The organism is Kitasatospora sp. NPDC038210 (assembly GCF_055600605.1).
Genome location: NZ_JBVJYK010000011.1, coordinates 276,613 through 297,427, shown reverse-complemented (window position 1 = coordinate 297,427; position 20,815 = coordinate 276,613). Strand labels below are relative to the sequence as shown.

The 20,815-nt window shown below is 73.4% G+C and carries 25 protein-coding genes; 15 read left to right on the top strand and 10 right to left on the bottom strand.

Features of this window, described 5'->3' with window-relative positions:
* Positions 1–24: 24 nt before the first annotated feature.
* A complete protein-coding gene (locus ACZ7KX_RS23595) occupies positions 25–711 on the bottom strand; it encodes an SMI1/KNR4 family protein (RefSeq protein WP_470328178.1) in 687 nt (228 codons plus the stop codon).
* 193 nt (positions 712–904) lie between these two features.
* Between ACZ7KX_RS23595 and ACZ7KX_RS23590 the strand changes: the two genes are divergently transcribed.
* The 3 genes from ACZ7KX_RS23590 to ACZ7KX_RS23580 are packed head-to-tail and all read left to right on the top strand — an operon-like array spanning position 905 to position 4,149.
* On the top strand, positions 905–1,825 hold the full coding sequence (locus ACZ7KX_RS23590; protein WP_396546720.1) for a carbohydrate ABC transporter permease: 921 nt from the start codon (positions 905–907) through the stop codon (positions 1,823–1,825).
* The gene (locus ACZ7KX_RS23585) at positions 1,822–2,712 is read left to right on the top strand and encodes a carbohydrate ABC transporter permease (protein WP_470328177.1); all 891 of its coding nucleotides are present in this window, start codon (positions 1,822–1,824) and stop codon (positions 2,710–2,712) included. The genes ACZ7KX_RS23590 and ACZ7KX_RS23585 overlap by 4 nt, the downstream gene beginning before the upstream one ends.
* A gap of 48 nt (positions 2,713–2,760) precedes the next feature.
* On the top strand, positions 2,761–4,149 hold the full coding sequence (locus ACZ7KX_RS23580) for an ABC transporter substrate-binding protein (protein ID WP_470328176.1): 1,389 nt from the start codon (positions 2,761–2,763) through the stop codon (positions 4,147–4,149).
* A 136-nt stretch (positions 4,150–4,285) separates the two neighbouring features.
* On the opposite strand, the gene ACZ7KX_RS23575 is transcribed toward ACZ7KX_RS23580, so the two are convergent.
* Together ACZ7KX_RS23575 and ACZ7KX_RS23570 are read right to left on the bottom strand one after the other, a co-directional pair.
* The gene (locus ACZ7KX_RS23575; protein WP_402798632.1) at positions 4,286–4,564 is read right to left on the bottom strand and encodes a helix-turn-helix domain-containing protein; all 279 of its coding nucleotides are present in this window, start codon (positions 4,562–4,564) and stop codon (positions 4,286–4,288) included.
* A gap of 50 nt (positions 4,565–4,614) precedes the next feature.
* Entirely contained in the window at positions 4,615–5,094 is a 480-nt protein-coding gene (locus ACZ7KX_RS23570; protein WP_470328175.1) for an LppU/SCO3897 family protein, read from the bottom strand.
* Between the two features lie 214 nt (positions 5,095–5,308).
* Between ACZ7KX_RS23570 and map the strand changes: the two genes are divergently transcribed.
* From map to ACZ7KX_RS23540, 6 genes are all read left to right on the top strand, one after another.
* Entirely contained in the window at positions 5,309–6,076 is a 768-nt protein-coding gene (gene map / locus ACZ7KX_RS23565) for a type I methionyl aminopeptidase (protein WP_470328174.1), read from the top strand.
* 83 nt (positions 6,077–6,159) lie between these two features.
* Entirely contained in the window at positions 6,160–6,855 is a 696-nt protein-coding gene (locus tag ACZ7KX_RS23560) for an HAD-IA family hydrolase (protein ID WP_470328173.1), read from the top strand.
* A gap of 61 nt (positions 6,856–6,916) precedes the next feature.
* Positions 6,917–7,342 (top strand): acyl-CoA thioesterase, encoded by a 426-nt coding sequence (locus ACZ7KX_RS23555; RefSeq protein ID WP_396546710.1) that lies wholly within the window; start codon positions 6,917–6,919, stop codon positions 7,340–7,342.
* Positions 7,343–7,632: 290 nt separating this feature from the next.
* On the top strand, positions 7,633–9,129 hold the full coding sequence (locus ACZ7KX_RS23550) for an alpha/beta hydrolase (RefSeq protein WP_470328172.1): 1,497 nt from the start codon (positions 7,633–7,635) through the stop codon (positions 9,127–9,129).
* Positions 9,130–9,412: 283 nt separating this feature from the next.
* On the top strand, positions 9,413–11,758 hold the full coding sequence (locus ACZ7KX_RS23545; protein ID WP_470328171.1) for a transglycosylase domain-containing protein: 2,346 nt from the start codon (positions 9,413–9,415) through the stop codon (positions 11,756–11,758).
* A 79-nt stretch (positions 11,759–11,837) separates the two neighbouring features.
* The gene (locus ACZ7KX_RS23540; protein WP_470328170.1) at positions 11,838–12,134 is read left to right on the top strand and encodes a hypothetical protein; all 297 of its coding nucleotides are present in this window, start codon (positions 11,838–11,840) and stop codon (positions 12,132–12,134) included.
* A gap of 8 nt (positions 12,135–12,142) precedes the next feature.
* On the opposite strand, the gene ACZ7KX_RS23535 is transcribed toward ACZ7KX_RS23540, so the two are convergent.
* On the bottom strand, positions 12,143–12,742 hold the full coding sequence (locus ACZ7KX_RS23535; protein WP_350526353.1) for a hypothetical protein: 600 nt from the start codon (positions 12,740–12,742) through the stop codon (positions 12,143–12,145).
* Positions 12,743–12,761: 19 nt separating this feature from the next.
* A complete protein-coding gene (locus tag ACZ7KX_RS23530) occupies positions 12,762–13,310 on the bottom strand; it encodes an RBBP9/YdeN family alpha/beta hydrolase (protein WP_470328169.1) in 549 nt (182 codons plus the stop codon).
* Positions 13,311–13,565: 255 nt separating this feature from the next.
* Between ACZ7KX_RS23530 and ACZ7KX_RS23525 the strand changes: the two genes are divergently transcribed.
* Complete coding sequence (locus ACZ7KX_RS23525; RefSeq protein WP_470328168.1) at positions 13,566–14,132, top strand: DJ-1/PfpI family protein; 567 nt, start codon at positions 13,566–13,568, stop codon at positions 14,130–14,132.
* A gap of 134 nt (positions 14,133–14,266) precedes the next feature.
* A complete protein-coding gene (locus ACZ7KX_RS23520) occupies positions 14,267–14,794 on the top strand; it encodes a gamma carbonic anhydrase family protein (protein WP_470328167.1) in 528 nt (175 codons plus the stop codon).
* Here ACZ7KX_RS23520 and ACZ7KX_RS23515 read toward each other — a convergent pair.
* Positions 14,791–16,014 carry an MFS transporter gene (locus tag ACZ7KX_RS23515; protein WP_470328166.1) on the bottom strand — a complete coding sequence of 408 codons (1,224 nt, stop codon included), beginning with the start codon at positions 16,012–16,014 and terminating at the stop codon, positions 14,791–14,793. The genes ACZ7KX_RS23520 and ACZ7KX_RS23515 overlap by 4 nt on opposite strands.
* A 153-nt stretch (positions 16,015–16,167) precedes the next feature.
* Between ACZ7KX_RS23515 and ACZ7KX_RS23510 the strand changes: the two genes are divergently transcribed.
* The 4 genes from ACZ7KX_RS23510 (at position 16,168) to ACZ7KX_RS23495 (ending at position 18,243) form a co-directional block, all read left to right on the top strand.
* Entirely contained in the window at positions 16,168–16,407 is a 240-nt protein-coding gene (locus tag ACZ7KX_RS23510) for a DUF2277 domain-containing protein (RefSeq protein WP_470328165.1), read from the top strand.
* A 134-nt stretch (positions 16,408–16,541) separates the two neighbouring features.
* Positions 16,542–16,778, top strand: coding sequence for a DUF6296 family protein (locus ACZ7KX_RS23505; RefSeq protein ID WP_396546691.1), 237 nt, complete (start codon positions 16,542–16,544; stop codon positions 16,776–16,778).
* 146 nt (positions 16,779–16,924) lie between these two features.
* The gene (locus ACZ7KX_RS23500; RefSeq protein ID WP_470328164.1) at positions 16,925–17,227 is read left to right on the top strand and encodes a DUF427 domain-containing protein; all 303 of its coding nucleotides are present in this window, start codon (positions 16,925–16,927) and stop codon (positions 17,225–17,227) included.
* A gap of 29 nt (positions 17,228–17,256) precedes the next feature.
* Positions 17,257–18,243 (top strand): hypothetical protein, encoded by a 987-nt coding sequence (locus tag ACZ7KX_RS23495; RefSeq protein ID WP_470328163.1) that lies wholly within the window; start codon positions 17,257–17,259, stop codon positions 18,241–18,243.
* A gap of 45 nt (positions 18,244–18,288) precedes the next feature.
* On the opposite strand, the gene ACZ7KX_RS23490 is transcribed toward ACZ7KX_RS23495, so the two are convergent.
* The 4 genes from ACZ7KX_RS23490 to ACZ7KX_RS23475 all read right to left on the bottom strand — a co-directional run bounded on the left by ACZ7KX_RS23490 (position 18,289) and on the right by ACZ7KX_RS23475 (position 20,636).
* Positions 18,289–18,627 carry a hypothetical protein gene (locus tag ACZ7KX_RS23490; protein ID WP_350520332.1) on the bottom strand — a complete coding sequence of 113 codons (339 nt, stop codon included), beginning with the start codon at positions 18,625–18,627 and terminating at the stop codon, positions 18,289–18,291.
* A gap of 106 nt (positions 18,628–18,733) precedes the next feature.
* Positions 18,734–18,898 carry a hypothetical protein gene (locus ACZ7KX_RS23485; RefSeq protein WP_350520331.1) on the bottom strand — a complete coding sequence of 55 codons (165 nt, stop codon included), beginning with the start codon at positions 18,896–18,898 and terminating at the stop codon, positions 18,734–18,736.
* A gap of 168 nt (positions 18,899–19,066) precedes the next feature.
* Positions 19,067–20,323 (bottom strand): cytochrome P450, encoded by a 1,257-nt coding sequence (locus ACZ7KX_RS23480; RefSeq protein WP_470328162.1) that lies wholly within the window; start codon positions 20,321–20,323, stop codon positions 19,067–19,069.
* 94 nt (positions 20,324–20,417) lie between these two features.
* Positions 20,418–20,636 carry a ferredoxin gene (locus ACZ7KX_RS23475; RefSeq protein ID WP_470328161.1) on the bottom strand — a complete coding sequence of 73 codons (219 nt, stop codon included), beginning with the start codon at positions 20,634–20,636 and terminating at the stop codon, positions 20,418–20,420.
* Positions 20,637–20,815 lie beyond the last annotated feature (179 nt).

The window sequence follows — 20,815 nt, the reverse complement described above, 5'->3', positions numbered from 1 at the left end:
CCCTGAGCCGCGGTCGGGCGGGGCTCACTCGCCCAGCCAGTCCCCGGGCACGGCCTCGTACATCGCCTCCAGGGCCTCCGGGGTGCGTGCCCGGGCCGCCATCCAGGCGCCCTCGACCACCGAGACCAGGACGTCCGGCCCCAGGTACCAGCGGCAGCCCCGGCCGATCGCCGGCAACTCCCGGAAGCCGTCCGGAAGTTCGTCCGGCGAATCGACGAAGTCGGTCAACTCGTCGTCCTCCAGCAGCTTCTCCGTCATCGCCATCACCGCGGCCGCCGTCGACAGGCGCTCCTCCCAGGGCTCCCAGCGCTCCCGCGACTTGTCCGCGAGGTCCGGCCGCATCACCGTCGGCGGGTCCTCGCGCTCCACGTCGTCGAGCAGCACGCCCCAGTGCGCGCAGCCCTGGTTCTCCGCCCGGTAGACCAGCGCGCCGTCCAGCACGTACAGCTCGTCCGGCGTCAGCAGCACGTCGTGGTTGCTCGTGAGGTCCGCCCGCCGCCCGAACAACCGGTACGCCTCGCGCAGCGCCGCCGGCAGCCGCAGGCCCAGCCGCCGTTCGGCCGCGTCCAGTTCGGCGTCCGCGAAGCCGTCGTCCGGCCCCAGCGGCTCGCCCCAGTACGCGGCGAAGCCCCTGACGAGTGCCCAGGCGTCCGCGCGGCTGCGCACACTTCCGGCCATTGCGGTGCGCATGTCGAATTCCGTTTCGTCCACCCGCGCACCGTACGACACCCCTGCGACAACGCGGCGGAACGCTCCGCGGCCCGTCCGGGCACGACCGGCCGAATCTGACGCGAACGCGTAATCCCGGGGACACCGGTTGATCACTGCGGGGTTCCCGCCGCGTCGCGTGGGCAAGACACGGTTTCGGCCGGAACCGACTTCACGAAAGGCGGACGCGCACCGCATGCCGACCGCACTGCACACCGCGCCCCGGGCGGGCCGCCGGAGCCGCTGGGGCGAACACGGGCTCGCCTGGGCCTTCCTGCTGCCCTCCCTGGCGGTCTTCGTCCTCTTCATCGGCTACCCGCTGGGGCGGACGATCTACCTGAGCGGACACGCCAACGACCTCTTCGGCGCGCCCTCCCGCTACGTCGGGACGAAGCACTACACCGACCTGCTGACCTCGGCGGACTTCCGCCGCACCCTCGTCACCACCGGGCTGTTCACGCTGCTCACCGTGGTGCCCGGGGTGCTCGGCGCGCTCGCGCTGGTGCTGCTGCTGGAGAACCGGATCCGCGGCGTACGGCTGCTGCGCTCCGCCTTCGCGCTGCCCTTCGCCTTCTCGGTGGCCAGCGCGTCCGTGGTCTTCGCGGTGTTCTTCAACCCCGCCAGCGGGGTGCTGAACGGCCTGCTCTCGCACGTCGGCCTCGGCCCGGTCGGCTGGCTGACCGACACCCGGTACGCGTTGGTCTCGGTGGCCGTCACCACGGTGTGGATGAACCTCGGCTACAACGTGCTGGTGCTCTCCGCCGGCATCGGCTCGATCCCGCAGGAGGTCGTGGAGGCGGCCCGCATCGACGGCGCGTCGGGCCTGCGGCTGGCGCGCTCGATCACCGTTCCGCTGCTCGGCCCCAACCTGTTCTTCCTGACCGTGGTCTCCACCGTCCACGCGCTGCAGAGTTTCGGCCAGATCCACATCCTCACCAAGGGCGGGCCGGACGGCTCCACCCGGACCCTCGTCTACTCCGTCTACGAGAAGGCCTTCGCCTACGGCTCCAGCGACTTCGGCACCGCGAGCGCCCAGGCCGTGGTGCTGCTCGTGGTCGTCCTCGCCTGCACGGCCGTCCAGTTCGGCGTCCTGGAGCGGAAGGTGCACTACGCATGACCACCGTCGCCACCACCGAGGACGTCGAGCGGCCCCGCCCGCGCACCCGCGCCCTCGCCGGCCGCTCCCCGCGCGACCTGCTCGGCCGCGCCGCCGTCTACCTGCTGCTCGCCGTCGCCGTCGTCACCGTGGCCTTCCCGGTGTACTACGCGATCGCCGGCGCGTTCATGGGGCCGTCCGAACTCTCCAGCTACCCGCCCGCGTTGGTGCCGCACTCGGTCACCGGACGGAACTTCTCCGGCGCCGTGGACGCGATCCCGCTGGCCCGCCAGTACGCCAACTCGGCGGTCGTGGCCACCGTCATCACCCTCGCCCAGCTGTTCACCTCGATCCTGGCCGCCTACGCCTTCGTCTTCCTGCCGCTGAGGGCGCGGGCCGCGGTGTTCGGGGTGTTCCTGGCGACGCTGATGGTCCCGTGGGAGGCCATCATCATCCCCAACTACCTGACGCTGTCCGGCTGGGGGCTCGGCAACACCTACTTCGGCCTGGTGCTGCCCTTCCTGGCCTCCGGCTTCGGCACCTTCATGCTGCGCCAGGCCTTCCGCCAGCTGCCCGGCGAACTGCGCGACGCCGCCCGGATCGACGGGGCCGGCCACTGGCGCTTCCTGTGGCGGATCGTCGTCCCGCTCAACAAGCCCGCGCTCGCGGCGCTGTCGATCTACGTCTTCCTGTCCGCCTGGAACCAGTACTTCTGGCCGCTGATCATCACCCGCACGGCGGACATGCAGACCCTGCAGATCGGTCTCACCTCGCTGCGTGACTCCGAGATGGCCGACCCCGGGCTGATCCTGGCCGGCGTCGTGCTCTCGCTGCTGCCCACCCTCGCCCTGGTGGTCTTCGGCCAGCGCTACATCGTCCGCGGCCTCACCGCGGGCGCGGTGCGCTGACCGCCCGTACCGTCCACGCCCGTTCCCCCGACCAGAGAGAGAACCCCCGTGAAGAAGAGTGCACGCGCGCTCGCGGCCCTGCTGGTGGCCGGCCTGTCCCTGACCGCCTGCAGCTCCTCCGGCTCCGGCACCGGCGGCTCCAACGACGCCGCGGCGCCCGGCGCCCAGGCGCTCGACCAGGCGACCGGCGTCACCGGCGTCGAGTTCTGGCACTCGATGACCGGCAAGAACGCCGAGGTGCTCACCGGCCTGGTCGACCAGTTCAACGCCGCGCACCAGGGCAAGATCGAGGTCAAGGCGCAGTTCCAGGGCAAGTACGACGAACTGGTCACCAAGTACAAGGCCGCGGTGCAGCAGAAGGGCACGCCCGCCCTGGTGCAGGTCTACGACATCGGCACCCGGTTCATGATCGACTCCAAGCAGACCGTCCCCGCCCAGGCCTTCGCCGACAAGGACGGCTACGCGCTGGACGACCTGGACGCCAACATCCGCAACTACTACTCCGTCGGCGGCAAGCTGCAGTCGATGCCGTTCAACTCCTCGATGCCGCTGCTCTACCTGAACACCGACGCCTTCAAGGAGGCCGGCCTCGACCCGGCGCAGGCGCCCAAGGACCTCGACGAGCTGGGCGAGCTGGCGAAGAAGCTGACCAAGAAGGACGCCGACGGCAAGACCGTCCGCTACGGCTTCGGCGCGGCCATCTACGGCTGGTTCGTCGAGCAGCTGCTGGCCGAGTCCGGCGCCATGTACTGCGACAACGACAACGGCCGCAGCAACAAGGCCGGCAAGGTCGTGTTCGACTCCGCGCAGGGCGCCCGGATCGTCCAGTGGTGGGCCGACCTGGTCAAGGGCGGCTACGCGGCCAACACCGGCCGCACCACCGACGACGCCCAGGCCGCCTTCAAGGCCGGCACGGTCGCGATGCACCTGGAGTCCACCGGCGTCCTGCGCGGCTACACCGAGGCGGCGAAGTTCGGTGTCGGCACCGCGGCCTTCCCGAAGGTCACCGCCGCCGACCAGGGCGGCCCGGTGATCGGCGGCGCCTCGCTGTGGATCAGCGGCCCCGGCCACTCGGACGCCGAGAAGCGTGCCGCCTGGGAGTTCGAGAAGTTCGTGACGGCTCCCGAGCAGCAGGCCGTCTGGCACACCGGCACCGGCTACTTCCCGGTCAACAAGAAGTCGCTGGACGACCCCAGGGACAAGGAGTGGGTGGCCAAGTACCCGCAGTTCCAGACCGCGATCGACCAGCTGAAGAGCACCAAGCCCACCCCGGCCACCGCCGGCTGCCTGCTCGGCGTGATGCCGCAGGCCCGCAAGGGCGTGGAGACCGCGATCGAGCAGACCGTCGCGGGCAGCAAGTCGGCCCAGCAGGCGCTCGCCGACGCGGCCAAGGAGCTGCAGCCGGCGATCGAGAACTACAACAGCTCGGTCGGCTGAGCCGACACCGCCGCACCACCACGCTCCGGACGAGGGCCCGCCCCGCGCAGCACGCGCCGGGCGGGCCGTCGCCCGTCGGGCCGTGCACCGCACCCGTCGGGCCGTGCAGCGCCCCGTCGGGCCGTGCAGCGCCCCGTCAGGCCGTGAGCGCCTCGCCGTGCCCGCCGTCCGCCGGCAGGGCGCAGGCGGAGGCGAGCTCGTCGAGCGAGAGGTCGAGCGCGAAGGCCAGCGCCGCGATGGTGAAGAAGGACGGCGTGGGTGCCCGTCCGGTCTCGATCTTGCGCAGCGTCTCGGCCGAGACGCCGGCCACCGCCGCCACCTCGACCATGCTGCGCTCGCCACGCGCCTCGCGCAGCAGCGCGCCGAAGCGCTCCCCGCGCTCGCGCTCCCACGGGGTCAGCGGAGTCCTCACCATGGCGTGGAGTCTAGGCCCCGTCCGGGCCGTCGCCCCCGGGGCCCGTCGTCCTACTGCTCGGGCCAGGTGGGGAGGCTCGCCGGGCCGCCCGGACGGGTGGGGTTCAGTTCCAGGCAGAGGATGACGATGCTGCTCCTGCGCTCCTCGCTGTACGAGCCGAAGACCTCGTCCGGCTCCGTGTCGCAGGCGTGCTTGGCGTCACCGTCGTGGACGACCTTGGTGACCTTGTAGTCCGCGGTGGGCTTGGCGCAGTCGACGAGCTCCATCTTCGGCTTGCCGCCGCCGCCGAGGTCGTGCACGCAGTTGCCGACCTGCGCGGCCTCCGGCTCGGACTTGCTGACGTAGTTCGACACGATCAGGCCGCCGGCCATCAGTGCGACCAGGAGGAGCGGTCCTCCCACGCGGCGGCCGAGCTTGCGGGCCCGGGAGGGCTGCTCCGGGGTGGGGGTTCCGGCGCCCCAGGGCTGCTGGGCGGTCGGCTCGGCGGGCTGCGGGGTCTCGTCGACGGGGGTGGTCGGCGGGGTCGTCACGTGGATTCCTCATGGTCAGATCATCAGATTGCGCCGCCGAACACTAGCGGATCGCGGACCGCCCCGATCACCACGTCGTCGCAGGCGGGGCCGCCTGCGACTGCCTCCCGTCCCGCCGCCGACTCCCGGGCAGAACCGCCCGGCTGATGCTCGTGCACCATCAACCGTGATACAAATACCGGTATAAGAATTGGATCCAGGGGAGTGGTTCACCATGGTCGAACTCAAGTCGGACGCCGCCCTCGACGCGATGCGCGAGGCCGGGCGGGTGGTGGCGGACGCGCTCGCCGCCGTACGGGAGGCGGCTGCGCCCGGCGTCAGCCTGACGGAGCTGGACGAGGCGGCCCGCGGCGTGCTCGACGCCGCCGGGGCGAGCTCCCCGTTCCTCGGCTACCGCCCGTCCTTCGCGCCCGTCCCGTTCCCCGCCGTCATCTGCGCCTCGGTCAACGACGCCGTCGTGCACGGCATCCCGAACGGCTACCGGCTGCGCGACGGCGACCTGGTGAGCATCGACTGCGGTGCCGTACTGGACGGTTGGGCCGGTGACGCCGCCGTGAGCTTCACCGTGGGCGCCGCCCGCCCCGAGGACACCGCACTGATCGAGGCCACCCAGCGCGCCCTGGACGCCGGCATCGCCGCCGCCGTGGTCGGCAACCGGACCGGCGACATCTCCCACGCCATCGGCCGCGTCGTCCGCGCCGGGCGCTACGGCACGCCGGAGGGGTACGGCGGACACGGCATCGGCCGCCGGATGCACGAGGACCCGCACGTGTCCAACACCGGCCGCCCGGGCCGGGGTTACCCGCTGCGCCCGGGGCTGGTGCTGGCCATCGAGCCGATGCTGATCGCCGGCGGCCGGGACGACTACACCACCGACCCGGACGGCTGGACGCTGCGCAGCGGTGACGGCTCCCGCGCCGCCCACATCGAGCACACCGTCGCCGTCACCGAGGACGGCCCGCGCATCCTCACGCTCCGCTGAGCGCCTGTCGGGCCCGGCGAGGGCCGGCACCGGGCCCGTACCTGGGCCGCACCCGGCTCGCGCGGGCCCCTAAGCTCGACATCATGACCAAAGGCGTGATGTTCGATTTCTCCGGCACCCTCTTCCGGGTCGTCTCCACCGCGGAGTGGCTGACGGCCCACACCGCCGCCACCGGCCTCGGCCTGCCCGCCCGGGAGCAGGCCGAACTGGTCGCCAGGCTGGAGGAGTTCGGCGCGCTGCCCGGCGGCGTCCCCCCGCGCCGGATTCCGGGCGGCATCCAGGAGGCCTGGGACACCAGGGACCTGACCCCCGAACTCCACCGGACCGCCTACACCGCGCTGACCCGCGCCGCAGAGCCGCCCGCCGGCCTCGACGTCGACGCCCTCTACGAGTCCCACATGGCGCCCGAGAGTTGGCGCCCCTACCCGGACGCCGGTCCCGTCCTGCGCGAGCTGCGCCGCCGGGGCGTCCCGGTGGCCGTGGTGAGCAACATCGGCTGGGACCTGCGCCCGGTCTTCCGGGCCCACGGACTGGACGACCTGGTCGACACCTACGTCCTGTCCTACGAGATCGGCGCGCAGAAGCCCGACCCGGTGATCTTCGAGACCGCCTGCGCCCGGCTCGGGCTGGCCCCGGCCGACGTGCTGATGGTCGGTGACGACCGGGTCTGCGACGGCGGCGCGACCGCGCTCGGCTGCGGCTTCCACGCCGTCGACCACCTGCCCGTCGACCGGCGCCCGGACGCCCTCGCTCCACTGGTGGCGGCACTGCCGGAGTGACGCGGCCGGGGTGACGGAGGACACGAGGTGGCGCCCCGCCGCCCGGAGTAGCGTGCGGGGCATGAACGATCAGGACTTCACCACCCGCGTCACCGTCCGCGGGTACGAGACCGACAGCCAGGGGCACCTCAACCAGGCGGTCTACCTCCAGTACGCCGAGCACGCCCGCTGGGAGTACCTGCAGGCGGCCGGGATCCGCCAGGCCGACCTCGTCGCCAAGGGCGTGGGCCCGGTCGTCCTGGAGACCACGGTCAAGTACCTGCGGGAGCTGCGCGCGGGCGACTCGGTGGACGTCAGCTGCTCGTTCACCTGGCGGGACGGCAAGACCTTCCAGGTGGTGCAGCGGCTGGTCCGCGAGGACGGCGTGCTGGCCGCCGAGATCACCGGCGTCGGCGGCATCCTCGACCTGGCCGCGCGCCGGCTGGTCGCCGACCCGCGGGAGCCGCTGCGCGCGCTCGCCTCCGATCCGGCCGTGCTCGGTCTCTGACCCGCGGTCCGATCGGCCCCGCCGGGTCCCGACCCGGGGTCCGATCCGCGCGACCACACCGTCCGTCCCTCCACCGCCGGAGGCCGCACCTCGCTGCGGCCTCCATCCGGATGCCGCCTCCCTTCGGATGCCGCCTGCCCCCGATGCCGCCTGACCTCGGATGCGGCTCGCACCCGGACGGGGCGTCCACCCGGATGCAGTCTGCACCCCGCAGTCGGGGGTTTGCCCCACCCCCGACCGGCCCGCTGCCCGGATGGGGCCAAGAACCCTGCCACAGCAGACTCTTGGGCATGCCGAAGAACACGATCACCGTCACCGCCGCCGCGACCGCGGCCGCCGCCCTCGCCCTCACCGCGCTGACCGCCCTGCCCGCCGCCGCCGACGCCGAGCGGTCCGGCGGGGCCCGCCTCACCTGGTCCGCCTGCCAGGGGCAGGTCGACCCGCGCCAGCAGTGCGCCACCGTCACCGTCCCGCTGGACTACCGCGATCCGCACGGCGAACAGATCACCCTCGCGGTCTCCCGCATCCCCGCCGCCAGGCCGGACCAGCGCCACGGCGTCCTGCTGACCATCCCCGGCGGGCCGGGCGGCTCCGGCCTGAACGTCCCGAGCAACGCCGCCAAGCGCCTGCCGCAGTCCGTCCTGGACCGCTTCGACCTGGTCGGCTTCGACCCGCGCGGCGTGGGCCGCTCCACCCCGGTCAGCTGCGGCCTGGACCGCTCCGACCTGTCGATGGTCAAGCTGCACTCCTGGCCCGCCGCCGACGGCACGATCGACGGGAACGTCGCCTACGCGCGCCGCGTCGCCGAGACCTGCGCCCGCAACGGCGGCCCGGTGCTGCGCAGCATCTCCACGCCGAACGAGGCCCGCGACATCGACGCCATCCGCCGGGCGCTCGGCGAGCGCCGGATCTCCGCCTGGGGCACCTCCTACGGCACCTACGCGGGCGCGGTGTACGCCACGATGTTCCCGCAGCGGACCGACCGGATCGTGCTGGACAGCAACGACGACCCGGACCCGACCCGGGTCGAGCGCGGCTGGCTCGCCGCCTACGGCCAGGGCGTGGAGGACCGCTTCCCGGACTTCGCCGCGTGGGCGGCCTCGCCCGGCAATCCGGACCGGGTCGCGGACACCCCCGAGGAGGTCCGTCCGCTCTTCCTCGACCTCGCCGCCCGCCTGGACCGCACGCCGCTGCCCTGGCCCGGAGCCGACCCGGCGGAGCTCAACGGGAACGTGCTGCGCGAGGCGATGCTGCAGAGCATGTTCGCGGACGCGAAGTTCCCCGACCTTGCCCGGCTGATGCTGGCCGGCCTCGGCCGCCGGCCGCTGCCCGCGCCGGTGACGCCGCCGGAACAGGCGGTGCAGAACTCGATCGCCGTCGCCGTCGGCACCCTGTGCAACGACGTCGACTGGCCCACCGACCCGGCCGCGTACGCCAAGGACGTCGCCGCGGAGCGCGCCGCCCGTCCGCTCACCGCAGGCATGCCGGTGAACGTGTCGCCCTGCGCCTTCCGCCCGTTCACGCCCGCCGAGCCCCCGGTCGAGGTGACCGACCGGGGCCCGGCGAACGTGCTGCTGACCCAGAACCTGCGCGACGTCGCGACCCCGTACCGGGGTGCGCTCAAGCTGCGTGCCGCGCTGGGGGAGCGGGCCCGGATGGTCACGGTGGACTCGGGCGGTCACGACGTGTACGTGGCCAACGGGAACGCCTGCGGCGACGCGGTGGTGACGGACTACCTGGTGACCGGGCGACGCCCGGCCGAGGACGTCTTCTGCCCGGCGGGCTGAACGGACAGCCGATCGGGCGGCCGGGCCACGGCCGGGCAGCGGCCGAGCCGCCGTCAGGAGCCGACCGGGCACCGGAAAGCCGGCTATTGGCTGGGGAGTCGCCGAACGGACGCTGAACGGCGGTGACGGCACGCAGGGTCAACGGGCCGTAGGCGAACGGCCCTTGTCCCTGCGTGCACGTCCGTTCGACCCTCGCGAATGAGTCGAATCTGTCGCGATTTTGTGACAATCCTTCGCCTGCACCCCGCCCGCGAGGTGCGTCCACGGCCTTAATGTTCGAACTATGTCACCGAAGAGCCGCCGCCGCATACCCGCCCCGGACCCGGGCGACACCTGGGTGCCGCGCCCGAGGCGCCGTGAGACCCCGCTCGGAATCCTGGGCCACGCGGCCAAGTTCCTCGGCGCCAGCGTGCTCGGCGGCGTGCTGCTGGCCGGCCTGATCCTCCCGGCGGCCGGCGCGGTGGGGCTCGGGGCGAAGAACGGCGCCGAGGGCTTCGAGAGCATCCCCGACGACTTCAAGACCCCGCCGCTCACCCAGGCCACCCAGATCTTCGACGCCAACGGCGGGCTGATCGCCAAGGTCTACGAGCGCGACCGCACCGTCCTCACCGCCGACCAGATGTCCCCGCTGATCCGCCAGGCGCAGGTCGACATCGAGGACGCCCGCTTCTACGAGCACGGCGCGGTGGACCTCAAGGGCGTCCTGCGGGCCGTCACCAAGAACGCCGAGAGCGGCGCCACCGTCCAGGGCGCCTCGACCCTGACCCAGCAGTACGTGAAGAACGTCAACGTGGAGAAGGCCGGGGACGATCCGGAGGCGGTGCGCGAGGCGCAGCGCAAGACGCTCGGCCGCAAGATCCAGGAACTCCGGTACGCCATCAAGCTGGAGGAGGACCTGAGCAAGGAACAGATCCTCACCAACTACCTGAACATCACCTTCTACGGCCACCAGGCGTACGGCATCGAGGCCGCCTCGCAGCGCTACTTCAGCAAGGCCGCCAAGGACCTGACCCTCCCCGAGGCGGCGATGCTCGCCGGGCTGGTGCAGAACCCGTCGCAGTACGACCCGAAGCTGCACCCGGTGGCCGCCCAGAAGCGCCGCGACACCGTCCTGGACAAGATGGTGGAGAACAAGCACATCACCGCGGACCAGGCCAGGGAGGCGAAGGCCGCCCCGCTGGGCCTCGACTACAAGGACCCGCAGAACGGCTGCATCACCGCCAAGGCGGGCATGGGCTTCTTCTGCGACTACGTGCGCCACGTGGTCAAGCAGGACCCGGCGTTCGGCAAGAGCGCGGCCGAGCGCAAGACGCTGTGGGACACCGGCGGCCTGAACATCTACACCACGCTGGACCCGGAGAAGCAGGCCGCCGCCCAGAACGCCGTCTCCACCAAGGTGTACGTCACCGACCCGGTCTCGGCCGCGATGACGATGGTCCAGCCCGGCACCGGCAAGATCCTGGCGATGGCGCAGACCCGCCCGTACGGGCTGGCCAAGGAGAAGAACGAGACCGTCGTCAACTACAACGTGGACGCGGCGATGGGCGGGGGCATCGGCTTCCAGCCCGGCTCCAACTTCAAGCCGATCGTGGCCGCTGCGGCCCTGGAGGCCGGCCTGTCGTCGACCCAGCGGTACGACGCGCCGAACCGGATGGACTGGCCGACGATGAAGACCTGCGACGGCACCTGGAAGAACCTCGACAAGGGCAAGAAGAACGGGACGATCCCCAACGAGTCCGAGTCCGAGAAGGGCCCGTACGAGCTGAAGCAGGCCATGGCGCTCTCGGTCAACACCTACTTCGTGCAGATGGAGCAGGAGATCGGCCTCTGCGCGGTCAAGCAGATGGCCAACAGGCTGGGCGTGGCCGGCAAGGCGGACGGCTCGCCGCTGCAGGAGGTGCCCGCGCTCGGCCTCGGCACCCAGGAGGTCAGCCCGCTGACCATGGCCAACGTGTATGCGACCTTCGCCGCCCGGGGCAGCTACTGCGCGCCGATGGCGATCAACCGGATCACCACGGTGGACGGCAAGGAGGTGCCGGTGCCGCAGGCCCAGTGCAGCCAGGCGATGTCCGAGGACACCGCGGACGTGATCAACAGCGTGCTGCTCGGGGTGACCGAGAAGGGCGGCACCGCGCGGGACCTCGGTCTGGACGACGGCCGTCAGATCGCCGGCAAGACCGGCACCACGGACGAGAAGAAGTCGGCCTGGTTCACCGGCTACACGGGCAACCTGGCCGGCTCGGTCTGGCTGGGCAGCCCGGGCACCAAGGTGCCGATGCGCAACATCCGGATCGGCGGCAAGTACCAGGCCGAGGTGTTCGGTGCGACCGGTCCGGGGCCGATCTGGCAGAAGGCGATGAGCGACGCGGTCCGGAACATGCCGGAGAAGGACTTCACCACCGTCTACATCCCGGACCCGCCCAAGCGCGACCCGAACTGCAGCACCCCCAGCGGCTCGCCGGGTTCGGTGACCTGCACCGGCGCCCCCGCCACCGGCGGCTCCGGGAACAACGGCAACAACGGGAACAACGGCAACAGCGGGAACAACGGCAGCCAGGGCAAGCCGCGCGGCACCGACCAGACCGGCCGCTCCGCGCCGTCCACCCCGGCCGACCCCGAGGACCGGTAGCCGGAGCCCGCCCCCGGCCGGCCCCGCATGAGTACCCGTACTCATGCGGGGCCGCGCCGCGTCGGCGGACGATGGCGCCATGCCGCACAGCATCCTCGGCGTCCCCGCCGTCCTCTGCCCCTCGATCGGCTACCTGGCCGGCTACCTGGTGATCGGCCTCGCCGCCGCGCACGAACTGCGCGCGGGCAGGAGCACAGCCGGCGCCGTGCGGCAGTGGACGGCGGTGGTCTGGACGATGCCGGGCTTCCTGTCCGCGATGACGCTCAACCCGTTCCCGGACGGCACCGCGGCCCGCTTCCTCTCCGCCACCGCCCTCGGCGCGGCCGGCAACGCCGTGCTGCTCGCCCTCACCGCGCACGCCCTCGGGCTGGGCTGAGCACCCTGTTACCGGGCCTCGACCGGTTCGCCGCTGTCCTGGTCGAGGTTGAACACCCGCCGGTAGGAGTCGGTCACCACGGTGATCTGCTCCCGCCCGGTCCAACTCGCCTCCACCAGGCGGGCGTCGTCCGGGCTCCCGCCGATGTCGGCCAGCGACCAGCGCCGAGCCCCCCAGCCCTCACCGGCCTCCAGCAGGATCTGCCAGTGATCGCCGGGCGCCGACCCGGAGGCGTACGAGCGGTGCACCACCACCAGCGACCGCTCCGCCCCCGCCGGTGCGGTCTCCCGGCTGCGGGTCTCGGCCGCCGACACCTTGTGCGCGGCCAGCACGCCGAGCAGGAACACCACCCCGGCGGTCACCGTGACCGTGCGGGTGGCCGTCCGCAGGGCGGCGGCGCGCAGGTCGCCCAGCCAGGCGGCCGCGATCAGCGCCGCCAGCGCCGCACCGAGCAGCAGCTCCGGCCGGTTGAGCAGGTCGGCGACCAGCATCCGGCCGCCCGAGCGGCTCTCCCACTGGCCCTCGGTGTACAGCAGTACGGCGGCCAGCCCGAAGGCCGCCAGCAGCCGGACCAGGACGCGCCTGGTCCGGGACGTCCGCTTGTCCACAGTCCCCCCGTTCACGGTGTCACAGCTCGGCGAGCAGTGTGCGGCCCTCCGGCCAGTCGCCCAGTCCGGAGTCGGAGTTGAGGTGCCCGAACGCGCCCGGCTCGACGTACCGGGCGCCCCAGGCCGCGGCGAAGGCACGGGCCCGGTCGGGGGAGACCCACGGGTCGTCGGTGGAGGAGACCACCACGGTCGGGAACGGGAACGGCGCCAGCGCCACCGGGCGGAAGCCCGTCAGTTCGGGCACCTCCGCGGTGTCGACGTCGGCCGGGGCGACCAGCAGTGCACCGCGGACGGCGGCGGTGCGGTCGGCGCCGGCCGTGGCCACCCAGTGGGCCGCGGTGACGCAGCCCAGGCTGTGGGCGACCAGCACCACCGTGCCCTCGGCGGCGGCCGCCGCCACCGCCGCGTCCACCCGGGCCACCCAGTCCGCCCGCTCCGGGAGCTCCCAGTCCGCCTGCTCGACCCGGCGGAAGGACTCCGGCTCGGCGGCCTCCCAGCGGGTCTGCCAGTGCTCGGGGCCCGAATTCTGGTAGCCGGGCAGGACGAGGTAGGTGGTGCGGTCCGGCATCGGGTTCCTCCGGAGAAGGTCGGTCGTGGGCAGCAGGAGTCTAGGACGCGGTGCGTACGGTGCCGCAGCCGGGCGGCAACCGGCGCGCACTCCTTGCAACCGGCGTGCGCACCTCCGGATGCGCCGTCATGCGCCCGGTGCGCCCTGTTGCCAACGGTGCGACGGGTGCGGCACGTTGGACCGGGCCCGCGGCCGGCGCCACCACCCGCCGCCCGTACGGGACCTGACGTCCGATCACACGGAGGGATGCCGACGATGGCACCGAAGATCCTGCTCGTCACCGGGGACGCCGCCGAATCGCTGGAGGTGTTCTACCCCTACCAGCGGCTGCGCGAGGAGGGTTACCAGGTCGACATCGCGGCACCGACCAAGAAGCGCCTGCAGTTCGTGGTGCACGACTTCGTCGAGGGCTACGACACCTACACCGAGAAGCCCGGCTACAGCTGGCCCGCCGACATCGCGCTCGCCGACGTCGACCCGGCCGACTACGCGGCCCTCGTCATCCCCGGCGGCCGCGCCCCCGAGTACCTGCGCAACAACCCCGACGTGCAGCGGATCGCGCAGCACTTCTTCACCGGCGACAAGCCGGTCGCACAGATCTGCCACGGCCCGCTGATCACCGCCGCCGCCGGGGTCCTGGACGGCCGCCGCACCTCCGCCTACCCGGCGCTGGCCCCGGACGTCAGGGCCGCGGGCGCCGAGTTCGTCGAGAGCGAGGCCGTGGTGGACGGCGTGGTCGTCTCCGCACGCGCCTGGCCCGACCACCCGGCGTGGCTGCGGGCGTTCATCGAGGTCCTGCGCAAGCACGCCCCGGTGGCCTGACGCCCCGGCCCGCCGCCGTCGTCGAACCCGCGGCCGCACCCGATCCCGCACCCGACCTCGCCCTCCCGGCACCGTGACCGACCCCCTACGCTGACCGGCGACACCACGGCCGACCGTCACCAGGAGGACGAGACATGGCAGAGCCGCTGATCGCCGCAGTCGGGGGCAGGGAGCCCGCCGTCGACCCGGGCGCCTTCGTCGCGCCGAACGCCGTCGTGGTCGGGGACGTGACCGTCGGCGCGGGCGCGAGCATCTGGTACGGCGCGGTGCTGCGCGGCGACGCCGAGTCCATCAGCGTCGGCGCGGGCAGCAACATCCAGGACAACTGCACCCTGCACGCCGACCCCGGCTTCCCGCTGGTGGTCGGCGAGCGGATCTCGGTCGGCCACAACGCGGTGTTGCACGGCTGCACCGTCGAGGACGACGTCCTGGTGGGCATGAACGCCACCGTGCTGAACGGCGCCCGGATCGGCACCGGTTCGCTGGTCGCGGCCGGCGCGGTGGTGCCGCAGGGCATGGTCGTCCCGCCCGGTTCGCTGGTCGCGGGCGTCCCGGCGAAGGTCCGCCGGGAGCTGAGCGAGGAGGAGCGGACGGGCATCAAGGCCAACGGCGAGGGCTACCGACTGCTCGCCGGCGCCCACCGGGAGATCGAGGTTCGCTAGCCCGTCACCACCGCGGCAGGGCTGGCAGCCGGCTCCGCGGCAGGGGCGGCGGCCGGTTCCGCGACGGCGTGGGCGGGCCGCCGCCGGTCGGCCGCCCAGGCCGGCACCGCGACCAGCGCGCCCGAGGCGGCCAGGCCCGCGCCCACCAGCGTCGGCGAGGTCCAGCCGAGCCCGGCGTCCAGGGCCAGCCCGCCGAAGTAGGCGCCCTGGGCGTTGGCCAGGTTGAAGGCGCCCTGGACGGTCGCCGAGGCCAGCGTCGGCGCGCTGCGCGCCTTCTGCAGCACCAGGGTCTGCACCGCCGGCACGATCGCGAAGCCGAACAGTCCGATCAGCACCACGGTCACGGCCGCCGACCACCGGGCGTGCGCGGTCACCGCGAACAGCGCCAGGGTGGCGGAGAGCAGCACGAACGCCGCGCAGACCGTCGGCCGCAGCGCCCGGTCCGCGGCGAACCCGCCGAGCACGTTGCCGATCGTCATCCCGACCCCGAACAGCGCCAGCACCAGGGTCACGGACCCGGTGGCGTAGCCGGAGACCTCGGTGAGCAGCGGTGCGATGTAGCTGTAGCAGGCGAAGAAGCCGCCGCAACCGAACACGACGGTGGCCAGCGCCAGCCACAGCTGCCCGCTGCGGAAGGCCCGCAGCTCGTGCCGGAGCCCGGACTGGCCTGGGGAGGGCAGCGGGGGCACCAGCCGGGCGATGGCGAGCGTCCCGGCGGCGGCGATCAGCACGACCACCAGCATGGTCGCCCGCCAGCCCAGGTGCTGCCCGAGCAGGGTCGCGGCCGGGACGCCGACGATGTTGGCCACGGTCAGCCCCGAGAACATCACCGCCACCGCGCGGGCCCGCCGGTCGGGTGCCACCAGCTCGGCCGCGGCCACCGCGCCGGCGCCGAAGAACGCCCCGTGCGGCAGCCCGGTGACCAGCCGTGCGGCGGCCAGGGTCCAGAAGTCGGGCGCGAGCGCGCACAGCAGGTTGCCGGTGGCGAACAGCCCGGCCAGCGCCACCAGCACCGCCTTGCGCGGCCGGCCGGCCGCGAGCGCGGTGAGCAGCGGCGCGCCGACCACCACCCCGAGCGCGTACGCCGAGATCAGCCAGCCCGCCTGCGGGATCGAGACGTGGAGGCTGTCGGCGACCTCGGGGAGCAGGCCCATGGCGGCGAATTCGGTGGTGCCGATGGCGAACGCGGTGACGGCCAGCGCGAGCAGCGCGAGAGGCAAGGGGGTGACTCCGGGGTGATGCCGACGACCTGGGGAGCGCGCGGCGGACGAATTCGTTCGTCCGGCATCCTAATCCGGTCGGATGACGCCCCCGTGAGGTGCGTGTGACGCGAGGAAGTCGCCAGTGGGGCCCGCGCGCGCGAGACTGGGTGCATGTGCCGCAACATCAAGACGCTGCGACCGCCCGTGACCCCCGACGCCGGCGAGGACGACTTCCGCGCCGCCGCCCTGCAGTACGTCCGGAAGGTCTCCGGCTTCCGCGCCCCGGCCGCGCACAACCGGGAGGCCTTCGACCGGGCCGTGGACGCGGTCGCGGAGGCCACCGCCCGGCTGCTCGCCGACCTGGAGGTCCGCGGCTCGCACGCCCGGGCCGCCGAGGTCGCCGCCGGGTGACCGGGCCGCAGGGGCCGGAGCGGTCGGAGCGGTCGGAGCGGACCGCCCTGGACCGCGCCGTGGATCGCAAACCGGCGTCCGTGGATCGGAGCGTGCGTTCGCGGACGCACGCCGACAGGGAGCAGGATCCGGTGATGAACCCCGCCATGCGTTACGCCCTCACCTTCCCCGGCACCCCCGGAACCCAGGCCCCGCAGGACGTCGTGGTGGTCAGCCGGACCAGCGCGACGGGCCCGGGCGGGCATCCGGTGTACGAGGACGAGAGCGGCATCGTCCGGGCCGAGATCAGCGACACCGGCGAGGTCCGGATGCTCGCCAGCGGCGGCCACCAGAGCCCGCACCTGCCCGTCCACGCCCATCCGCTCCCCTGACCGGCCGACCTCGGATCGCGGTCCCGGATCGTTCGGTCCCGGATCGCTCGGTCCACCGCCGTTCGTTTCCGGGCCGGTCGTTTCCGGGTCGAGCGGGCTGCCCGGAACAGCGCCCGCGGTGATCGCCCGTCGGGCACAATCACCTCATGACCACAGCGAGTTGGCAGGGCATCGTCATCGCCGAGAGCGAGGACACCGTCGTCGTCGAGGGGAACCACTACTTCCCGGCCGAGTCGGTCCGCACGGAGTACCTGCGGCCCTCCGGGACGACCACGGTGTGCGGCTGGAAGGGCACCGCCGGCTACTACACCCTCGACGTGGACGGGCGGACCAACCCCGATGCCGCGTGGTTCTACACCGACCCGGAGCCCGCGGCCGAGCACGTGCGCGGCCGGGTCGCGTTCTGGCGCGGGGTCGAGATCACCGACTCGCCGGCGAGCGTCGACTAGCGTCCTCGCCCCGCGGGTACCTGATCCCCATGGCAGTCTTCCGCAGGCCGGGCCGTTCCCGGCCGACCCCCGAGCCGGACCTGGGCGAACAGCTCGCCGAACTGGTCGAGGAGGCCGAGCGGCCCGTCGGCGAGCAGCCGACCGCCGCGTACGAGGCGCGGCAGCGCGGCCGGGGCCGGGCCGTCGTGGCGCACACCGCCCGGCTGCTCGGCACCGGAGGGCGGGCCGCCCGGGGAGCGGCCCGGAGGGCGGCGTTCGGCAGCAGGGCCCTCACCGAGCAGCTGCTGCAGGCCGCCCCGCGGATCCCGGTGCGCGACCTCGCCACCCTGCGGGCGCAGCACCCCGACGCGGCCTTCCCCGAGGAGCTGGCCGACCGGCTGGTCGCCGGAGCCGTCCGGGCCTCCGGCGCGCTCGGCGCGGGCGTCGGCGCGGCCGCGATGATGCCGGTGCCGCCCGCGATGCCGGTGGAGATCGCGGCCGAGACGATCGCGGTGGCGGCCGTGGAGATCAAACTGATCGCCGAACTGCACGAGGTCTACGGCGTCCCGGCGCCGGGGACCGTCTCCCAGCGGGCCGGGGCGTACGTCGGGGCCTGGGCCAACCGCCGCGGGATCGACGCGAACCTGCTGGTGCGGCCGGCCGGCTTCGCCGCGCTGGCGATCGGCGCGGAGGTCCGCCGGCAGCTGGGCCGCCGGCTCACCCGCAGTTCCCTGCGCCACCTGCCCGCGATGACCCCGCTGCTGGTCGGGGCGGGCATCGGCGCCACCATGAACCGGCGCGAGACCCGTCGGCTGGCCGGCGAGGTCCGGGTGGACCTCCGCGCCCGCCGGCCGGTCGACCGCGCCTACTGGACCGCCGCCGCGCCGACGCCGAAGGGCGAGACGCCGAAGGGCGAGACGCCGAAGGGCGAGACGGTGCAGGGACCGACGGCCGGGGGTAGCACGCCGAAGGGCACGCGGACGGAGGGCGCCGCTACGGAGGGCACCACGCCGCCGGAGGGCGAGGAGGCGCCGTAGGGTTCGGAACCCCCGGCGCCCCCGTGGTCAGGACGTCGGACGTGGTCAGGACGCCGGCGGCGGTGGGGCCCCCGCGCCCCGGCCCGTCTTGACGCCGTTCACCATCGCCTGGTGTATCGCCCGGGCGGTTGTCTCGTCGGCGGCCGGCACCGGGCTGCCGGACACCGTGTACCAGTCCAGCGCGCCGGTGTACTGGACGGTCAGCCGCGCCTCGCCGTCCACCCAGGTGGTGTGCACGGTGAGGTCGCCGGAGATCGGGCCGACCTCGGAGGTGGTGACCCCTCCGGGGCCGCTGATGATCGACTGGGTGGTCCAGGTCGCCCACGACGCGCGCGGGTCCGCGGGCGGCCGGGCCTGCCGATTGCCTTGGTCGTGTTCGGTCATGCGCCTATCCTCCCCCGCCGGTGAGTCGCCACCCGGGCAGCGACACCTGCGGTCGCGGCGACCGCCCGGTCCCACCGGGCGGTCGAGTCGGTACGGCGGCGGACGGTCAGTCGAGCCGGCCGGGTTCGTCCAGCATGGCGTCGCCTTCCGCCTGCGAGGTGTCCTGCGCGTGCAGGTTCTGCATCGAGGTGACGCCCTCCTCGGGGTCCGCAGCACGGACGTCCTCGTCGCGGTCGGTGCTCACCTCGGACCGGTCGCTCATGTCGGTCATCGTGGGCTCCGTTTCCTCGGCCGGTCCGGGTGCGCCGAGCCGCGGGCGCGGCCGGGCCGGGTTCTCTTGCGCCCTTCCAGCCTGCCCCCGCCCCGGCGCCGGGGCCAGCCGGATGACCGGGGAACGGGGGCCGCGGGCTTCTCGGGTCCGGATCCCGACCGAGTGGGGTCACCAGGTCACGGGCAGCGACCGCATGCCGTGGATGAACGACTCGGTGCGGAACGCCAGCTCGGCGCGCGGCACCGCGAGCCGCAGGCCGGGCAGCCGCCGGAACAGGGTGGCCAGGGCGATCTGCAGCTCGGCGCGGGCCAGCGGCTGGCCGAGGCACTGGTGCACGCCGAAGCCGAAGGCCATGTGCCGCCGGGCGTCCCGGTCCAGGTCCAGCTCGTCGGCGGGCCGCCGGTCGGCGTCGCCGAACACCGCTTCGTCCCGGTTGGCGGTGGAGACCATCGCGATCACACCCTCGCCGGCCCTGATCGTCGTAGCGCCGAGCTGCACGTCCTCCAGGGCCACCCGGGGCAGCCCGGTGTGCACGATGGTGAGGTGGCGCAGCAGCTCCTCCACGGCGCCGGGCAGCGCGGCCGGGTCCGCCAGCCTGGCGACCTGGTCGGGCCGGTCCAGCAGCAGCGCGGTGGACAGCGAGATCATGTTCGCGGTGGTCTCGTGCCCGGCGATCAGCAGCAGCAGGCCGGTGCTCGCGACGTCGTGCGCGGTCAGGTCGTCGCGGCCGGCGAGCCGGCTCAGGATGTCGTCCTCCGGCTGCTCCCGCTTGCGGGCCGCCAGCGCGCTCAGGTAGTCCAGCAGCTCCTGCTGCGCCTCGAAGAGCTTCTCCAGGGTGTTGTCGCTGCTGAGCAGGGTCCGGCTGACGGCCTGGAAGAACTCACGGTCCTCGTAGGGGACTCCGAGCAGCAGGCAGATCACCAGCGAGGGGACCGGCAGGGCGAAGTCGGCGACCAGGTCGGCCTCGGTGCGGCCGAGCGTCATCCCGTCCAGCGCCTCGTCCACGATCCGCTGGACGGCCGGTCGCATCGCCTCGACCCGCTTGACCAGGAAGTCCCCGGTGACCATCCGGCGCAGCCGGGCGTGCTCGGGGTCGTCCAGCCGCAGGAAGCTCGGGTTCGCGGCGATGATCTCCCGGCTGCCGGGGACCAGCAGCGGGAAGTTGGGGTGGCGCGCGTCCGCGCTGAACCGGCGGTCGGACAGGACGGTGCGGACCTCGGCGTAGCCGGTGGCCAGCCAGCAGGACTCGCCCCCCGGCAGGTCGGCGCGGGTGACGGCGGCGGTGGCAGCGGCGTCGGTGTACGCGGGGGGCGGGCCGAACGGGCAGCCGGCCGAGTGCGGCGCCGGGATCCGGACGGCGGTGGTGCCGGTGGCCGTGGTGGTGGTGGGGGTGGGGGTGGTGGGGGTGGTGGGTGTGCTCGTCAAGGTGCGGCTCCTTGCGTGGGTGTTCTCCGGTGCAGCTCGACCGCCGTGGTCCGGCGGGCCCGCTCCTCGTGGTGGGGTCGGGGCGCGGGGGTGGTCAGTCGCCGGTTGCGGCGGGTTCGTCCTCGGTCACGGTGATCGCGCCGCCCGGGCAGAGCTGGGCGGCGAGTCGCAGGTCGGCGAACTGGTCGGGCCGGAAAGCGGTCTGACGGAGTCTCACCAGACTGTCCTGCTCGTCCTGGTCGAAGACATCGGGAACGTTCACGACGCACATCCCGGAGCTGCAGCAGCGGTCCCGGTCGACGTTCACCCGCATGGTCGGGCACCTTTCGCCAGTGCGCCGCCGGCTGCCCGGCGGCCGCCTCTCGTTGTCATTGCCAACCTAACCGCCGCTGCTCCGTCCACGGAGGGGGCGGTGGCGGGATCCTTGAGAATGGCCGATTCGGCCCACATCGGAACGCCCGTGCGGCGCAGCGGGTTTGAATTGACGCAACC

What these genes read in the sequence shown, in the direction of transcription:
- ACZ7KX_RS23560 (WP_470328173.1), top strand. Translation starts at nt 6,160, where the DNA reads ATGACCAAAGGCGTGATGTTCGATTTCTCCGGCACCCTCTTCCGGGTC.
- map (WP_470328174.1), top strand. Translation starts at nt 5,309, where the DNA reads ATGGTCGAACTCAAGTCGGACGCCGCCCTCGACGCGATGCGCGAGGCC.
- ACZ7KX_RS23505 (WP_396546691.1), top strand. Translation starts at nt 16,542, where the DNA reads ATGAACCCCGCCATGCGTTACGCCCTCACCTTCCCCGGCACCCCCGGA.
- ACZ7KX_RS23525 (WP_470328168.1), top strand. Translation starts at nt 13,566, where the DNA reads ATGGCACCGAAGATCCTGCTCGTCACCGGGGACGCCGCCGAATCGCTG.
- ACZ7KX_RS23500 (WP_470328164.1), top strand. Translation starts at nt 16,925, where the DNA reads ATGACCACAGCGAGTTGGCAGGGCATCGTCATCGCCGAGAGCGAGGAC.
- ACZ7KX_RS23590 (WP_396546720.1), top strand. Translation starts at nt 905, where the DNA reads ATGCCGACCGCACTGCACACCGCGCCCCGGGCGGGCCGCCGGAGCCGC.
- ACZ7KX_RS23495 (WP_470328163.1), top strand. Translation starts at nt 17,257, where the DNA reads ATGGCAGTCTTCCGCAGGCCGGGCCGTTCCCGGCCGACCCCCGAGCCG.
- ACZ7KX_RS23490 (WP_350520332.1), bottom strand. Translation starts at nt 18,627, where the DNA reads ATGACCGAACACGACCAAGGCAATCGGCAGGCCCGGCCGCCCGCGGAC.
- ACZ7KX_RS23540 (WP_470328170.1), top strand. Translation starts at nt 11,838, where the DNA reads ATGCCGCACAGCATCCTCGGCGTCCCCGCCGTCCTCTGCCCCTCGATC.
- ACZ7KX_RS23545 (WP_470328171.1), top strand. Translation starts at nt 9,413, where the DNA reads ATGTCACCGAAGAGCCGCCGCCGCATACCCGCCCCGGACCCGGGCGAC.
- ACZ7KX_RS23550 (WP_470328172.1), top strand. Translation starts at nt 7,633, where the DNA reads ATGCCGAAGAACACGATCACCGTCACCGCCGCCGCGACCGCGGCCGCC.
- ACZ7KX_RS23575 (WP_402798632.1), bottom strand. Translation starts at nt 4,564, where the DNA reads ATGGTGAGGACTCCGCTGACCCCGTGGGAGCGCGAGCGCGGGGAGCGC.
- ACZ7KX_RS23520 (WP_470328167.1), top strand. Translation starts at nt 14,267, where the DNA reads ATGGCAGAGCCGCTGATCGCCGCAGTCGGGGGCAGGGAGCCCGCCGTC.
- ACZ7KX_RS23485 (WP_350520331.1), bottom strand. Translation starts at nt 18,898, where the DNA reads ATGACCGACATGAGCGACCGGTCCGAGGTGAGCACCGACCGCGACGAG.
- ACZ7KX_RS23585 (WP_470328177.1), top strand. Translation starts at nt 1,822, where the DNA reads ATGACCACCGTCGCCACCACCGAGGACGTCGAGCGGCCCCGCCCGCGC.
- ACZ7KX_RS23510 (WP_470328165.1), top strand. Translation starts at nt 16,168, where the DNA reads ATGTGCCGCAACATCAAGACGCTGCGACCGCCCGTGACCCCCGACGCC.
- ACZ7KX_RS23530 (WP_470328169.1), bottom strand. Translation starts at nt 13,310, where the DNA reads ATGCCGGACCGCACCACCTACCTCGTCCTGCCCGGCTACCAGAATTCG.
- ACZ7KX_RS23555 (WP_396546710.1), top strand. Translation starts at nt 6,917, where the DNA reads ATGAACGATCAGGACTTCACCACCCGCGTCACCGTCCGCGGGTACGAG.
- ACZ7KX_RS23475 (WP_470328161.1), bottom strand. Translation starts at nt 20,636, where the DNA reads ATGCGGGTGAACGTCGACCGGGACCGCTGCTGCAGCTCCGGGATGTGC.